The following is a 15433-nucleotide window of genomic DNA, read 5'->3' on the forward strand; positions in this document are numbered from 1 at the left end:
CATTAGAAATAAACTTGAGAAAATTTTGTTAGAAAATTGATTTAATTAATTTTCTAACAAAATTTTCATAGCCACATAGTTAATAAATACGGTGAGTCTTTTTATAGCATTCACCACCTAGATGGAAGCAGTGCTTTAAAAATTCAAGTACAAAGAGAGAAGGAACCTTATATAAGGTTCCTTCTCTCTTTGTACAAACTATATTATTTTTACAACTTTTTATTTAACCCATTTATTTACAACAACATGGTTATAATCTTTCATTAATGTAAAAAGTTCCTCTATATTTTCTGAAGAGAGAATTTGATTAAGATTTTCAGGTTGTGCAAACCCTTTATCAACAGTGTGCTGTAACATTTGAATTAAAGGATCAAAGAAACCATCAACATTAAGTAGGCCAACTGGTTTTTTATGTATACCAATTTGCCCCCAAGATAAAACTTCAAACATTTCTTCATAGGTTCCATACCCTCCAGGTAATACAATAAACCCATCAGCTAAATCATTCATTTTTTGTTTACGAGAATGCATAGAATCAACAACTATTAAATTAGTAAGTCCTTGATGTGCAATTTCTTTATCTCGTAAGAACTCAGGAATAATACCTATAACATTCCCACCCGCTTGTAAAGCAGAATTCGCCACACTACCCATTAATCCGACTTTACCTCCACCATAAATTAATGTAGTATTTTTTTTTCCTAAAAAACCACCTAATTCTTCTGCAGATTTTTTATACCCTTCACTTTCTCCATAATTAGATCCACAAAATACACATATTGAATTCATTGTTTCGACTCCTCACTTTTGAAAAAATATTCTAATTACCATTAACAATAATAACAAAAAATTATTTCAAATTTAAATTTTTATTTTCATAAAAATATTAAGAACTAACCTTTATATCTGAAAAAACAAACCAAAAAAAAATTGAATAACAAATCTCTATGGAATATAATGGGTGAGGCGAGCTCGCATCATTTATAATTTACTATTAATTTCAACAAAAATATTATATATGTTTTTAATTTATACAATTCTATATCAAAGGGAGATATTTATTATGTGGATTTTATTTTTAATATTTGCCTTTTTGGCTGGGCTTGCTCTACCCATTCAATTCAGTATCAATGCACAGCTGCGTACAGTTGTAGGTTCACCTCTTGTTGCTGCAACCATTTCATTTTTAGTTGGCGCAATCACCTTATTTACAGTTTCATTGTTTAAAGTTGGTTTTAGTTTTAATAAAAGTATTATTTCTGCACCATGGTGGGTTTGGACTGGAGGTATTTTAGGAGCATTTTATGTACTGGCTACAATTATTCTAATTCCCAGAATCGGCGCAGGTACAACTGTTGCATTGGTGCTTGCTGGACAAATTGTTGCATCTGTATTAATAGATCATTTTGGTTTAATTAATGTTCCTGTTCATCTTTTATCTTTACCACGAATGCTTGGCGCTATCCTAGTTATTCTAGGTGTTGTACTCATTCAAAAATTCTAGTTATACATTATCATATGGATTATTTTACATTGTTCATTTTAGGCAAAGAACTTTTATCATTCTTTTAATTTTAATAATTTGAAAGGAAGATTTAAACCATGTATGCAAATATTCGTAATTTACTATTTAAGATGGACCCTGAAAAAACACATACACGAACTATTCAAGCTCTAAAGATAATGCAATCATTTTCATTTGCTAGAAATATGTATAACAAAAATATGAGTGTTAATGATTCTAGATTAGAATGTAAATTACTAGATATTAAATTTCCTAATCCCATTGGTTTAGCAGCAGGGTTTGATAAATTTGCTGATGTATATCCAGCTCTTGCATCCCTTGGGTTTGGTTCAGTTGAAGTAGGTTCTATTACACCTAACCCTCAGCCTGGAAACCCTAAACCTCGCCTATATCGGTTACCTGAGGACACAGCACTTATTAATCGTATGGGGTTTAATAGTGAGGGATTAAATAAAGCAAAGCAAAATTTTATTACTTTGCCGCGGCCATCCATACCTGTCGGAATTAATTTAGGAAAAAACAAAGATACTCCAAATAAAGATGCAACTTTGGACTATCAAAAGGGACTGGAAACACTTTATACTTATGGCGACTATTTTGTAATTAATATTAGTTCTCCAAACACTGAAGGATTAAGAGATTTGCAATACGTTGATACATTAAAACCGTTATTAGTGTCTATTTTAAATAAACGTGATGAATTATGTGAAAAATACAGCCAATATCGCCCTATTGTATTAAAAATTGCTCCTGACTTAACTCCAGAACAGTTAGAAGGCGTTATTTCAATAATTTTAGAAGTGAGGGTTGATGCAGTTATTGCTGCGAACACAACTATCTCTCGTACCGATTTAATTTCCAAATTTCAAAAACAGAACGGTGGTTTAAGTGGCAAACCATTAAACTCACGTTCTACAGAAATTATTTTTCAAATTTATCAACAAACTCAAGGGAAATTACCTATCATTGGATCCGGTGGTATTTTTACTGGAAAGGATGCATATGAGAAAATTAAATCTGGTGCTACACTTATACAGCTCTATACTAGTATGATTTATCGAGGGCCATCTGTTGCAAAACAAATTAACAAGGAAATTTTACATTTATTGGAACGAGATGGATTTTCTAGTATTACTGATGCTATTGGTCTATATCACAAATGAATCCAGCCCCACTTCAATTATCGAAGCGGGGCTGGATTTTTTATAATAACTCTTTTTCATGATGCCTTTACATGTTTCATTAATTAATAACTATTTCATTGAAGCTTGAAGTTCATTCCAAGTCATCGGTTCTTTATTTGTAGTTTCAATCATATCAATTACCCCTTCAACAGGACAAACAATAGAACATAGATTACACCCTACACAATCCTCTTCGCGAACTTTAAGAAATTTACTTCCGTTATTTCTAGTTAATATCTCAATACATTGATGTGATGTATCTTCACAAGAAATATGGTTCTGGTGCAAAAATAGAATAAAAGATAATAAAGCGCATAGATTCCTAACGGAATCGTATCTTATGCTGCAAGTCCAAACAATTGATGGATAAATTCTTTCTGATTTTGGACAGACTGGTCCCGTAAATCAGCCTGTTCTTTTTTATCATATGCATGGCTTCAACACCACTCAATATTGAGATTGCCGTTTTAAATGACTTTAATCCTAACATAGAACGAACTCGTCTTTTAATAAACCGATGGTCTTGTTCCACTATATTATTGAGATATTTAACTTGCCTTAATTGTATGCCTTCAGGCATATGTTTCTCTTCTTACAACTCTTGAATCGCTACAGGATAGGCAGGGTTCTTATCGACTGTTATCACACGAGGCTTAGAAACATACGAAAAAGCCAAGGTTTTCTTGAAAAAGCGCTTGGCTGCTTGTTTATCTTTTGATTTACTTAGATAAAAATCAATTGCATGACACTCTGAATCAACTGCACGATATAAGTACATCCATTGACCTTTTACTTTAATATAGGTTTCATCGACTCTCCACGAGTCAATTGTTGATTTAAGATGATGTCGTACTTTCTCTTCTAATTGAGGTCCATATTGATGAGCCCAGCGCATAATTGTTGTATGAGCAATAGACAAACCTCGTTCTTCCATCATTTCTACTAAATCAGGAAAACTTAGGTTGTACCGTAGGTACCATCTTACCGTTAATAAGATAATATCAGGCTGATAGTGTTTCCATTTGAACAAATTTTTCTTTTCCATACCGATCACACACCTTTTTAGAGTAATAATATCAGTATGTCCAAGATTTTGAGATTACTTGCAATTACCTTGAAGTTTTTGCACCAGAACCTATATTTCTACAAAAAAAGAAAAAATCATGAAGCAAGCCATTAAATAGGATGAAGCTTGGGCGATGTACAAAATCCTAATTTGGATTGTATTCATTTAAACGTCTATTATATATATCTATGTTTCGATAAGTATTAGCATAAAGGAATACATTTTGGTTAATCTTCTTTCAAAATGTATTCCTTTTATTTGTTGTAAAATGCGTGTTTAAGTGATATTTCGATTAAATTACAATCATGAGTGGCCCCAAAAAGAAGGAATCGTTGCCGTGCTCCTAGTATAGATCAGTATCCAAGCATTCCTTCGCTATCATCATGTTATTACTGCTTTTTTCAATTCGAAGCACCCACTTTGCATATGTAAGCAGAGGCTCCTGGTCAAGCGATCTAGTTATGCTCACATTTCTGTCAGGCGGTTACATTTTATGTCCCCACTGGTCAAATTGATAATCTTTACCGTCGATTTTAAACCAACCGTCTGTATAAAGTGAACCATCTTCTCTAGCACAATACCAAAGGTATCCGTATGCAAGAGGCCAAGGTCTATATCCACCACCAACTTGGAACCATCCTGTTTTAGCTGCCCCATTTTCATCGAAGTAATAATATTTATTATTGATAGTTTGCCAGCCCTTTTGTGCTACGCCGTTATTGTCAAAATGGTATATCTTACCATCGATTTTTTCAAATCCTGCTCGGTTAACTGATCCGTCTTCATGGAAATAATATCTTTTTCCGTCAATATCTTTATAAGCATTGAACGTATCATTGAGGCCATTTGTGAAATAGTAGCTTTTACCGTCTATCATTTTCCAACCGGTATAGGAAACCCCTTCTTCTAAACTATAATATGCCAGTGTGTTCCCGTTTCTGTTGATCCCTGTTTTAAAAATCGAACCATCTTGATTAAATGCTAATATTTTGTCGTCAAACGTAACATTAACAATGCTGTTTATAGCTTCTCCATGTAGATTAGATACTCTCTCAAGAATACCTTTATCAGAAAAGTGAAGAATGATATTTTGATTTTCTAGACGTATTTCATTTTTATTTACCTTGTAATTTTGGAAGTAATAAATTTTACCATCGATTTCACGTAGACCTTCTTGAACAATTCCTCCTAAATTATCAGAATATTGTAGACCATTTGGGTTTTCCGTCCATGTTGAACGTTTTACAGAACCGTCATCGTTAAAATTGTAATACTTTCCGTCAATAAGCTGTCCACTTACTTTCATTAAATTGAGACCGTTTGGATTAAAGTAATACCTCTTTCCTTCAATGTCTTGCCAACCCTTCATGAAAATCCCATCAGCATCTGCAAAAAAATACTGATCATCTCGGTTTACCCAACTGTTCTTTATCACATTCCCAGAAGAATCTGTTGCAGACCATTTCGTAGAATCCTTTTCATCAACTACTATCTGTATTCCGTCATACTGCTGTTTCTCATTTTCTTTACCCGGATACCAATCTATTAGCCAATTATGAATTTCATTGTTGGTTTTTCCTTGGAAACGAACTTCAGAACGCCATGCTTCCCCGGTAGTAAATCCTTTGCCGTCAGCAGTCTCAATTAAACGTACTCCATTCTTGTTTATCAAATGGAATTGAAATTGACCGTTAGCAGAATTTTTGATTTGGACAAGTTCTAATACTTCGTCATCACCAATAGAATCTGAATATTGAAGCGTTTGTCCTTCTTTCCCTGAAAGATACTTCGAACCTATTTTTACAAATACTTTATTGCTTCCTTTTTTAATCGGGATAATTTGATAAGGTTTACCATCGTTCAGTCCGTGAGCCCCTAACGAAATTTCAGTCTCTAGAATGCTAATACGCTCCGCTAATAAATCAGATAATCGATTATTAAAATCTTCAAGAGTTTTCGGATCATTCTTAACATAATTGTCAAGAACATCTTTAGGTACTGGCTTTGAAGTCAATGTTACCAATTGTTTTTGCTCGTCTGATAATTTATTTGATATCTGATCAAATAGGTAATCCATACTTTTAGCAATCACGGTCCAATCGCTAACCGGGTCGTTAGCATATTTTTTATAAAGTGGAATAACAAATCTTGGATTTTTACCAGATGTTTGTTCTACAAATGCATGTTGACCTTGATTCATCACAACTCCGGTCTTTCCTTCATCTAATTGTGCTTGCGTAATGTAAAGAACATCGCGTTCTGAGATAGATGCTGCAGTAGGGTTTAGATCTATAATTGCACCCGCTTCAGTAATTTTAAGTTGCTGCCCAGATTTTAGTTGATGAATTTCAATATTTCCATTTGGATAGCGTACTTTAACTGATTTAGTAAAATTTAAATCTCCTTTTGTATGATACATGGAAATATTAAATTCCCCAGATGCAAAATTAGGAGCCTTGTAAGTTTCATTTTCTGCATATACATCAATGTGAGTGCCTGGATCTCCGTTCTCTGGGGATATTCCAAGTGATTCATAAATGTTTGCTGCAATACCTAATCCAGTAATAGCTACATCTAATACCACACCTACTCCTGCGCTAGCCTTATTTTCTGCAATAGGTGCTATAGAAAAAAGAACTCCTAATGCTGCTGTTACAGGGATCACTTTTTTTCCAATTCCAGTTGTTTTAAATTTCTTTTTCATTCCGTTTTCCTCCTTTGTGAAACTTTTCACTTTAAAATTGATATTTAGAAGTCCATCTTAATTTAAAGATCTTTCAAATCACTTTTGTAACTGTTATAAAAGTCTTGCAATGTAGAGACTTAAAACGATATTTTTTTACAAATATGATACTGTTGTGATTCTAGATTATTTCTGCTTTAATCAACTGAATGTTAAGATTATTCTTTCGGCATAATGTTACTTGCAACTTTATTACACTTTTATTAGTACAATCTTCTCCTTTCTTAATGGTCATACCAATTACACTTCTATTAAAACATTCTATTTTTAATGCGTAAATAGTAGAATTTTGTCGATTAAATCCTTTAATTCGTTTATCACGAATTAAAATAGAAAGAAATATTATATTGATAAAACTATTATTTAAATATCATTTAACAAACTAAAATAATTATAATTTGATATAAACACTAAAAAAAGAGGTATTTTGATTTAAAAAATGAAGTCAACATAATTTAAATATTATTAATATAATTTAATCATACTCCGTATACTAATCCCCTTTATTTGGATATGTAAAATTTCATATCTTTATATTCGAACGGATTAATATAAGTGGCACTATATCATTCTGAGAAAATTGTACGTTAAGAGATTCTCAAAACTCATTGCTACTTACTTTAATTGAGATTTTGATTTAGAGATGCGTTTTGAAACCGATTTAAAACTATTTTTACGACAGTTTAAGATGAATTTTATTTATCTCAAATACCTACGTTTTTGAGATTAGACGATTCCCTTAGAGTAGTAAACTCAACGTTTTTCATGTCGAATTTTGCTTAGCGTATATTTCCGTTAAAATGTTGGCGGTACATCTATTATTATAAAATAAACAGTATAGTATTTTAGTTCCTTTTACACTTTCATTTGATACGGTGTTGAATGTGTACTAATGTTTGTTGCGTGATTAGGTTACATTGCTACACTGATTACAAACTCGAAAAGAAGGAATAGCTGCCGTGCCCCTAAAATATTACATATCATCATGTTTTAATTGTGGTAAAAAGTCGAGATTCACTTTAAGCATGATTTAAAAGTTATATTTTGTTACAACAATAAATTCATCGAACTACAATAAATTATATTTAACTTTAAATATTGATTAATGAGTAATAATGCACCATTCTACTCTATTTACCTATACTTATATTTTTTCTAATTTAATATAATATCTATATTGATTTAAAATATTTTATATAAAATTTATAAATGTTTTTTGGATATAAGCAACAAAATAAAACAATCAATTTTATTTATTGATAAAATTTAAAATCTATTATTTTAAATATGTATTATATAATAAACTTAAGCCATAGGCGTTTCTTTAGCTTTGAATATTATAATAAATATACATTATATTTTATACTATTTGAAAAAGAACTTGTAGTGAATCCTACAAGTTCTTTTTGTCCTTCTTATTGAATTAGAGTGGAAACTTTCAAACAGAAATCGCTATATTGAGTGGTTTGAAAGTGATCTATATTCTTCATATATTTGTATGATAATCAGTAAAAGGGCAATAATAAATTACTGAAAAGTCACTTGGATTTATGTTATTTTTTCATTCATAAAGGACATACTCCTTGGTCTAAAACATATAATTTAAGTGTCAAGTCCTTTTAGAAGGAGGAAATTTATGATTTACCAAATCCAATGTTTACATACAGGAGAAATATATTTTTTAAAACATGATAAGCTCTATACACATGAGGAATTTCAAGATATATTGGTTACTATACGTTTTGAATTAAGTCATAACCCTCATACTTATGATATTCTTCAAATTATTTGTTCTGACTATGGTTTCCAACAAATAACTGATTAACCTAAAGCTTCGATTCTATTAAGTAGATATTGTGTTTCCTCAAAATCTGTATATTCTAAAACCAGGTTGTTTAATACGTTTTTAGAATAATACTTTTTTATTTTCCATAGACATTTCTCATGTACTCCAGCTTCACAAAACTGACATCTCTGTTGTCCTTCAACGGGTTCATTTTTCTGACAAAAGTTAGAAAGATCTTGGATTTTATCATGAATACTATCCAAAAAAGATTCTAAAAGCCATTTTCCCTTAATAACTCTTTTATAATCTTCGGGGGTAATTCCTTTTTCTACAGAAAATGCATCAAGGTGTTCTTTTTTTTCTAAAACCTGTGGTAATATCGATTCTTTCATATGCCTTATTTGCCCATAAGACATCCCATAACCTACTAACGCCTGATATTCTCTAACACATGCATTTTTCAATGCTTCTAAAGACATATAAAATAATTGTTCAACCACATTTTGAAAGCCTGAATATACATATTCAATGATTTCTTCATTTATTCCAAAAGCACTATTTAGTATTCGCTCAAGTATGTAACGAACATTATTTTTTGTTACAAAATGTGATTCATATGAATAAAAATTTAATACTAATATACTTTTTAGATAATCATATCTTTCTCCTCTATAATAAGAAGCATCTCTATCTATAATACCTAGTATGAATCTTTCGTTTTCTTGTGCCTCATTAATGGTGTCTTGAGCATCCTCAATGAAATTTTTAACATGGTCACATCCTTCATCATATCCTGGAAAAGTTTCAATAGCTCTAACCGATATTTTTTTCCCTACTTTTTTCCCGAAAGATTCGTAGATTTTGACATCATCGATTCCTTCTACAATTATCAATGGTTTTTTTTCCATTCGAGCTCGAGCTATAATTTGACCAAAACTTTTATATCTTAACTGTGTATTCTCTTGTTGTGTTGGAATTTGAAGTACTTCATCGTAATCGAAACTCGTTTTTTCTAAAAGAACTGAGTATTCCCGTAAAGTTGTCATTCAATGATCTCCACCAAATTATTTGTATTATATTCAGCTATGGCAGGGCTATGTGTAGCAACTATAATTTGTGATCCTGGAACAAAAGTTGTGAGTAATTTCAACAGTTTTCCTTGCCATTCTAAATTCAATGATATTTCTGGTTCATCAATCATTAAGATATTCCTATCTCTTCCTTCAATTATAAACAATGTTAGAAAAGATAATAGATGCCTCTCACCACTCGATAGCTTCTCAATACCATGTTCAGAATTAAATGTTTTTACTCTCGGTCCTTTCTCATCTATCACCAATTTTTTACTAGGGGATAAATAAGAATTAAATTCTTCAATTAATTGTGTAACCGAATTTAAAACTCCACTTCCTTTTTCTAATTCTACTATCATGTTGTATAACAAATTAGACATTAGTTCTTTTCCTTCAAACGGATTCTTTAGCCCATTAGATGTTTGAGGATCGTATTTTTTTAATATTTTTAATATCTTTTCACTTAACTCATTTCCTTCCAATTCCGATAAAACTTCGATTAACGTTTCACGATAGAAAAATAGTTTCTCTAAAAAATCATCTGGTGTGTGTTCAAAGTTCTTATTATTTATTTGATTGTCTAATACAAGTGCTAGTGTTTCAAATAGGGCTTTCTGAACTCTATCAGACATATATTTTTTTTCCCATATATGTCGATTAAATAGCGCTTCTTCAACATATGACATCGGAAAATTATCTATCATTAAATGTTGTTTTTCATAGTCAATATCTACTTGATTTCTCCTATTTCTTCTAGTTCTAACTATCATTTGTCGATTCAAAAATTCTGAAATATCATCTAGAACCTTTGATGATGGAACTGTATTGTTATGAGATTCCTCTACTTTTAAATTGAATTTTTTTGTTGCTTTTAATACATCTAATGTAGTTACCTTCCCAATTGTAGTATTTGTTGTACCTCTATTTACTCCAAAAACAATAGAAGATAAAGAGCTGTAAACTTCATCAAAATCATCGGTATCCGTAGACCATTTATATTCATTTTCTTCTTCTGAATATTCAACTACTAAAAAGATTTCTTTATTATCGTTCCAATCACTGAATTTAATGATTGCTTTAGTAATCTTCTCACTCTCTAGAATGCTACTATTAAAGTCTAAAATGCCATGAATTACTTTTAATAATGTTGTTTTTCCAGACCCATTTGTACCATGAATAATGGTTACTGAATCATTTGGGAATTTTAAGTTTATTTTTCTACTCCCTCTAAAATTTTCTACATAAATATGACTAATTCTATACATATTAGCCTCCAATCAATATTTTTCATTTAAATAGGTTCATCTATTATTACTAATAACATCAATTTTATTATACCCTAAAAAGTCTTCTTACCTAAATATTACATCTAACTTGAAATAAACGTATACATTTATATTAAATGTACTGAATATAAAGTTTCAATAAAGGGCCATTATAACGAAAAGGTCTTTGTTTTTATTTTGTAATTCATAAATAGTGTTTTGTAGTTTCTAAAGTACGATTTTTAATATGTATACCAAAAGGTACGCCTTTTGAAAGAGGTAGATATCCATGAAAAACATTGCTTCAAAACATTAAAAACTTCATATTTGAAGTACTTCTATAAAATAAATACCTTTTGAAGCGGTTATGAAGCTCGTGAGAAAATACTTCTAGATAAACAAGCTAAAATAGCTCATGCACGAGAAGAAGGATTAGGAGAAGGTATTGAACAAGAAAAAATCCAATTAATTCGTGGTATGCATAAAAATGGAATGCCATTAGAAGATATTGCAAAATTCACTGGTCTCAGTACAGAACAAATACGAAAATTACTATAATAATTATATATCATGGCAAAAGCTTTGCGAAAACTTCCGCAAGGCTTTTTATTAATAGATCGTAAGCGAAAACAGGTTTCTTCTATTTGTTCTAGAAGATGTGAAAAGATAATAAAGTTGTTAAAAAAATGTCAGTCATGTTATTCAACAATCGGGCCAAATTATTGAATAAGGTTTATTGAAAAATAGCAGTTAAGTTTCAGAAAGTAGATCGATACTATAGTAAATAATACTTTCCTTGACCTTGTACTATGGTACAGGGTTTATACTATATATGAGGTGAGATAGATGCAATATCGTATTGGAGAACTGGCTGAAAGGTGCGGTGTTAACAAGGAGACCATTCGGTATTATGAGCGTTTAAGTTTAATTCTAGAGCCTAATCGCACTGAAAAAGGATATCGAATGTATTCCCTACAAACGATTGATCGATTGAATTTCATAAAACGGATGCAGGAATTGGGATTTACCTTAAATGAAATTGATAAATTGCTAGGAGTTGTCGATCACAACGAAGCAAAGTGCCGTGACATATATGATTTCACTGTTCTTAAATTAGAGGATATACAGCGTAAAATTGAAGGTCTTAAAAAAATTGAACAAATGTTGATAGACCTAAAAAAAAGATGTCCTGAAAACAAAAATATTTACGAATGTCCTATTATCAAAACTTTAATGGATTAAGAAAAGAAAACAAAAGAATATTTATAGAAATAATAAATTGTAAAGGTGGAAGAATGATGCAGGATTGTTGTAGTAACATTAAAGAAATAAAAATTGAAAGTAAGGTTAATTATCCATCGTGTAAAAATAAAGCTAAAAATGTAAAGTTGATTACACTAAAATCATTGCTTAAGCCATATGTATTAGAAACATTAGATGCTAAAGAAAGTCACTATTTTTGTTCAAATAAAGCCTGTGATGTAGTCTATTTCGATAAGAATAATAAAAAGTACCTTATATCTGACATAAAGGTAGCTGTACATCAAAAAGATGATTCAGCAACTACACCAATTTGTTATTGTTTTGATTGGACAAAAGAAAAAATTAGACACTATGTGGAAAATGAACTTTCTCCTAATCCATTAGAACATATTCGCGAAAACATAAGAGAAAACCGATGCGGTTGTGAAGTAAACAACCCACAAGGTAGTTGTTGTTTAGGCAATGTTACAACTTATATTAGACAAATGTCGTAAGGGATCTACATGTTGCTTTTATTCACCAAAATATCTTCGGCAATCGGGCGCGATTGTGGAATTTCACATCTATAAAATGATCAAACTTTTTTATAAATATTGTATAATTTTTCATATAGAATGAATCCGTTTTGATCAATCTTTTTTCAAAATGGGTTCTATTAATTTAACGTAAAATATGGGTTTGCGAGGTATTTTTGATCAGACTTTATTATAAAGCTACAATTAGAAGTGTTGGTTATGGCTCATGCAAAAGATGTTTTATCGGATCAATTGTTGGCAAATGCTAATGACCCAAGTTGGTACCTACCATTTTCAAATTCAGTAGAAAGATTGTCTGAGGAACATGCATTTTGGACGCCAAACGAAGAAAGTAATAGTATTGCTGAAATTGTGCAGCATCTACTATATTGGAATCAAACATGGCAAACAAGGTACCAAAAATCTCACGTTGATGCTGTGCCTTCAATAGGAAATAATAATAACAGCTTTATTATTCCTGAAAATCATACTTTTGCTGCCTTAAAAAAACAACTATTAGAGGTGCTTATACGTTGGCAAGAGTTATTATCTGAAGAAAAAGTTGAGAGAAAAGTTAATGGTTATCCTGGACACGTGAAATGGTGGGAAATACTTGGAAATGTGTCAACTCATAACGCATATCATATTGGCCAGATCATTTATATCCGGAAGTTGCAAAATAGCTGGAAAATAGATGCAGGAGTAAATGAATAAATAAAAGAAGCACTAGTACTACTTGAACTAAAGGTAGCAATAGTTTAAGATCTAGCTGTCATTATGGCAGCTTTTCTTATTGTACAACGTGAAGGATAGTGAAAATTGCAAAGTTTTAAGGACAGATTTAAACTTCGCATAAATCTGTCCTTATAGAGAAAAATATGTAAGGTATTGTGCTGGAAAGCACTTGCCTATTCTAAATAAGGAGTGAGATGAATGGCTGATAAAAACGAACGTAACCGTGTCGATAATGATGCTGGCGAAGCGGTAGGAACTGGTGTCGGTGCTGTCGCTGGAGCTGCTTTGGGTTCTGTTCTTGGTCCACTTGGTACCGTTGCAGGAGCTGTTGCAGGAGGAGCGATGGGTAACAAAGTCGGCGAAGGTGCCGATGAGGCTAATGATAGTGTTGCGAACCGAAAAGATTAGACTTTAACCAAAGTGACACTGAATGAATTGGATTCCCAAAAAGGGAGTCCTTTTTTTATTAAGTTAATTCAGCTTTTTTAGGTAAATTCCCAGTAAAATTGTGAATCAATTCACTTAAAGCAACGGGTGCGTTAGTTCAACAAGCTATAAGCAGCAATCATAATCATTTTCTTGATTTTCCGCAATCGGACGCTTTTGTTGAATAAAACTTAGATTTTTAAACTACTTTATTGTTATATTTTTAAGTACAGTGAAGTATCTTATATCGAAAATTAAACAATAAAGTTATATAACCCCGTCCTAAATTTATAACGGGGTTATATAACTTCATTGTCTTTTTACAGAAGAAGCATTTTTAATTTATTGGGGCTAAAACAGTCTTCTAATAATATTTTCCCTTTTGTAATAGAAGTGCCTTTCAGAATGTATTTATTAGCAATCCGGTTCTCATCAATACCATATGAGAAGCGATATGACTCTTCACCTTTTACTTTGCCAAATCGCTTTATTAGAAGCTCTTTAGGTGTTTTTGCAACATCCTTCAAGGAAAATAGTCCCATTCCATGTAACGCCTCTTCAGTAGCCGTTCCAATTTCCCATAACTTTTTCGAAACATCCTCGTATGACCACATAGCAATCCTAGAGTTTGAATGTTTACTTTCCACGTCTAGAGCAATTTTTGAAAGAAACAAATTCGGTCCAATTCCAATAGATGCGGTTATGCCAGTTGTATCATATATTTCTCTTTGAATCTTTTTAGCAATTACAATTGGATCCCGTCCGAAAAGATGAGCTGTTTGTTGCATGTCTAGAAAGCACCCATCTATTGATTAAAAATGTAGATTCTCTAACGCTACATACTTCGTGTGAATTTCTGTGATTTGATTTGAAATTTCAACATATCTTCTCGTTGTTGCATTTACGACAATTATATTTGTATCTCTTGGTATTTCGTATAATCTGGTTGCTGTGGAAATACCTAATTTTTCAAGTTCAGGAGTCGCAGCCAACATAATAGATCGATTTCTATTCACATCACCAACGACAGCTAATTTTACTTTTAGTGGATCTAAACCTCTCATAACGCATGCACAACTGGCAAAAAGTGAACAAAAATCTATGCAGAAAATCAATCGATTCATGCATTTCAAGTTATCAAACATCGTTTCACCCTCCCAAAACAGAACGTTTATTCTCGTTATAAACCTATTGTTTTGCGTTATATAACCATTTAGAAAATATTTATTTATTATCATTATGGTACGTGAAATTATATATATATGCTTCTTCAATATTCGACCACTGAACAATGTAGTATCTCTTAATTTATTAAACTCGTTTTCATTACTCCATAAATTAAGAAAAGCCTAAACCCTTGTGTACCAATGGGTTTAAGCTTTTAATTTTATAGGAATACCTTTTGCAACAAGTTGCCATTAGGATAGTGTATCAGCAACTTGTAGCTATTACTATGAATGCTACATTCTTCAAAATTATTACACATTTTTTAGATTTTCTTTATATTATTCTATGCTTTATTTCAAATTATAATTCCATATTTATGAACAAAGGTTTAGTTTTATGGAATATTGTACAAGCTATAAGTATGATATTCTTTATTAGGAGGAATTCCTTATGTTTGGTCTAGGAAAAAAAAGAACTCCATTTGGTAACTATTTAGATCGTAGAGGAATTAAACAACAGTGGTTAGTGCACAAAACTGGATTAAGTAAATCATTAATAAGTGATTTAGCAAATAAAAAGGATCGTGTTCCCACTTTAACATCCGCAACTAAGATCATTAAAACACTAAGAAAATTTGATAACCGCATTGATTATCATGATTTTTGGGACATCAATATTTAAGATT

The 15433-nt window shown here is 31.4% G+C and carries 12 protein-coding genes and 4 pseudogenes; 9 read left to right on the plus strand and 7 right to left on the minus strand.

All coding sequences use genetic code 11. The annotated features are described in order from the left end of the window. Positions 1 to 219 precede the first annotated feature (219 nt). A complete protein-coding gene (locus FT637_RS27890) occupies positions 220 to 789 on the minus strand; it encodes a TIGR00730 family Rossman fold protein (protein ID WP_193649016.1) in 570 nt (189 codons plus the stop codon). A 274-nt stretch (positions 790 to 1063) separates the two neighbouring features. Here FT637_RS27890 and FT637_RS27895 point away from each other — a divergent pair, with 274 nt between their 5' ends. Together FT637_RS27895 and FT637_RS27900 are read left to right on the plus strand one after the other, a co-directional pair. After that, complete coding sequence (locus FT637_RS27895; RefSeq protein WP_193649034.1) at positions 1064 to 1504, plus strand: DMT family transporter; 441 nt, start codon at positions 1064 to 1066, stop codon at positions 1502 to 1504. A gap of 98 nt (positions 1505 to 1602) precedes the next feature. Next, entirely contained in the window at positions 1603 to 2688 is a 1086-nt protein-coding gene (locus FT637_RS27900) for a quinone-dependent dihydroorotate dehydrogenase (protein WP_193649017.1), read from the plus strand. Positions 2689 to 2778: 90 nt separating this feature from the next. Here the strand turns inward: FT637_RS27900 and FT637_RS27905 are convergent. The 3 genes and pseudogenes from FT637_RS27905 to FT637_RS27915 form a co-directional block, all read right to left on the minus strand. After that, a pseudogene (locus FT637_RS27905) lies at positions 2779 to 2985 on the minus strand (4Fe-4S dicluster-binding protein); the annotation flags it as partial. Between the two features lie 62 nt (positions 2986 to 3047). Then, positions 3048 to 3754 (minus strand): annotated as a pseudogene (locus FT637_RS27910) (IS6 family transposase). 505 nt (positions 3755 to 4259) lie between these two features. Continuing rightward, entirely contained in the window at positions 4260 to 6479 is a 2220-nt protein-coding gene (locus FT637_RS27915) for an N-acetylmuramoyl-L-alanine amidase family protein (RefSeq protein WP_193649018.1), read from the minus strand. A 1675-nt stretch (positions 6480 to 8154) separates the two neighbouring features. Here FT637_RS27915 and FT637_RS27920 point away from each other — a divergent pair. Then, positions 8155 to 8343, plus strand: a complete 189-nt coding sequence (locus FT637_RS27920) for a hypothetical protein (protein ID WP_193649019.1) — start codon at positions 8155 to 8157, stop codon at positions 8341 to 8343. Here FT637_RS27920 and FT637_RS27925 read toward each other — a convergent pair. Beyond that, positions 8340 to 9350: a DUF4435 domain-containing protein gene (locus tag FT637_RS27925; RefSeq protein ID WP_193649020.1), complete on the minus strand. Its 1011-nt coding sequence runs from the start codon at positions 9348 to 9350 to the stop codon at positions 8340 to 8342. The genes FT637_RS27920 and FT637_RS27925 overlap by 4 nt on opposite strands. Then, positions 9347 to 10642 (minus strand): AAA family ATPase, encoded by a 1296-nt coding sequence (locus tag FT637_RS27930; RefSeq protein WP_193649021.1) that lies wholly within the window; start codon positions 10640 to 10642, stop codon positions 9347 to 9349. The genes FT637_RS27925 and FT637_RS27930 overlap by 4 nt, the downstream gene beginning before the upstream one ends. Positions 10643 to 11002: 360 nt before the next feature. Here FT637_RS27930 and FT637_RS30210 point away from each other — a divergent pair. The 5 genes and pseudogenes from FT637_RS30210 to FT637_RS27950 form a co-directional block, all read left to right on the plus strand. Then, positions 11003 to 11200, plus strand: a pseudogene (locus tag FT637_RS30210) (Rpn family recombination-promoting nuclease/putative transposase); the annotation flags it as partial. Between the two features lie 288 nt (positions 11201 to 11488). Further along, on the plus strand, positions 11489 to 11884 hold the full coding sequence (gene merR1, locus FT637_RS27935) for a mercury resistance transcriptional regulator MerR1 (protein WP_193649022.1): 396 nt from the start codon (positions 11489 to 11491) through the stop codon (positions 11882 to 11884). A 56-nt stretch (positions 11885 to 11940) separates the two neighbouring features. Next, complete coding sequence (locus FT637_RS27940) at positions 11941 to 12399, plus strand: putative iron-sulfur cluster-binding metallochaperone (RefSeq protein WP_193649035.1); 459 nt, start codon at positions 11941 to 11943, stop codon at positions 12397 to 12399. Between the two features lie 240 nt (positions 12400 to 12639). Beyond that, a complete protein-coding gene (locus FT637_RS27945) occupies positions 12640 to 13134 on the plus strand; it encodes a DinB family protein (RefSeq protein ID WP_193649023.1) in 495 nt (164 codons plus the stop codon). Between the two features lie 219 nt (positions 13135 to 13353). Then, positions 13354 to 13563 (plus strand): glycine zipper domain-containing protein, encoded by a 210-nt coding sequence (locus FT637_RS27950; RefSeq protein ID WP_193649024.1) that lies wholly within the window; start codon positions 13354 to 13356, stop codon positions 13561 to 13563. 341 nt (positions 13564 to 13904) lie between these two features. Here the strand turns inward: FT637_RS27950 and FT637_RS27955 are convergent. After that, a pseudogene (locus FT637_RS27955) lies at positions 13905 to 14726 on the minus strand (damage repair protein); the annotation flags it as partial. 472 nt (positions 14727 to 15198) lie between these two features. Here FT637_RS27955 and FT637_RS27960 point away from each other — a divergent pair. Then, positions 15199 to 15429: a helix-turn-helix domain-containing protein gene (locus FT637_RS27960; RefSeq protein ID WP_193649025.1), complete on the plus strand. Its 231-nt coding sequence runs from the start codon at positions 15199 to 15201 to the stop codon at positions 15427 to 15429. Positions 15430 to 15433 lie beyond the last annotated feature (4 nt).

This window comes from Bacillus cereus (assembly GCF_015071065.1).
In the GTDB taxonomy this organism is placed as follows: Bacteria; Bacillota; Bacilli; order Bacillales; family Bacillaceae_G; genus Bacillus_A; species Bacillus_A cereus_BA.

Bases quoted from the DNA above. Each gene is read 5' to 3' on its own strand.
- FT637_RS27915 (WP_193649018.1), bottom strand. From the start codon at position 6,479: ATGAAAAAGAAATTTAAAACAACTGGAATTGGAAAAAAAGTGATCCCT.
- merR1 (WP_193649022.1), top strand. From the start codon at position 11,489: ATGCAATATCGTATTGGAGAACTGGCTGAAAGGTGCGGTGTTAACAAG.
- FT637_RS27960 (WP_193649025.1), top strand. From the start codon at position 15,199: ATGTTTGGTCTAGGAAAAAAAAGAACTCCATTTGGTAACTATTTAGAT.
- FT637_RS27925 (WP_193649020.1), bottom strand. From the start codon at position 9,350: ATGACAACTTTACGGGAATACTCAGTTCTTTTAGAAAAAACGAGTTTC.
- FT637_RS27900 (WP_193649017.1), top strand. From the start codon at position 1,603: ATGTATGCAAATATTCGTAATTTACTATTTAAGATGGACCCTGAAAAA.
- FT637_RS27945 (WP_193649023.1), top strand. From the start codon at position 12,640: ATGGCTCATGCAAAAGATGTTTTATCGGATCAATTGTTGGCAAATGCT.
- FT637_RS27940 (WP_193649035.1), top strand. From the start codon at position 11,941: ATGCAGGATTGTTGTAGTAACATTAAAGAAATAAAAATTGAAAGTAAG.
- FT637_RS27950 (WP_193649024.1), top strand. From the start codon at position 13,354: ATGGCTGATAAAAACGAACGTAACCGTGTCGATAATGATGCTGGCGAA.
- FT637_RS27895 (WP_193649034.1), top strand. From the start codon at position 1,064: ATGTGGATTTTATTTTTAATATTTGCCTTTTTGGCTGGGCTTGCTCTA.
- FT637_RS27920 (WP_193649019.1), top strand. From the start codon at position 8,155: ATGATTTACCAAATCCAATGTTTACATACAGGAGAAATATATTTTTTA.
- FT637_RS27930 (WP_193649021.1), bottom strand. From the start codon at position 10,642: ATGTATAGAATTAGTCATATTTATGTAGAAAATTTTAGAGGGAGTAGA.
- FT637_RS27890 (WP_193649016.1), bottom strand. From the start codon at position 789: ATGAATTCAATATGTGTATTTTGTGGATCTAATTATGGAGAAAGTGAA.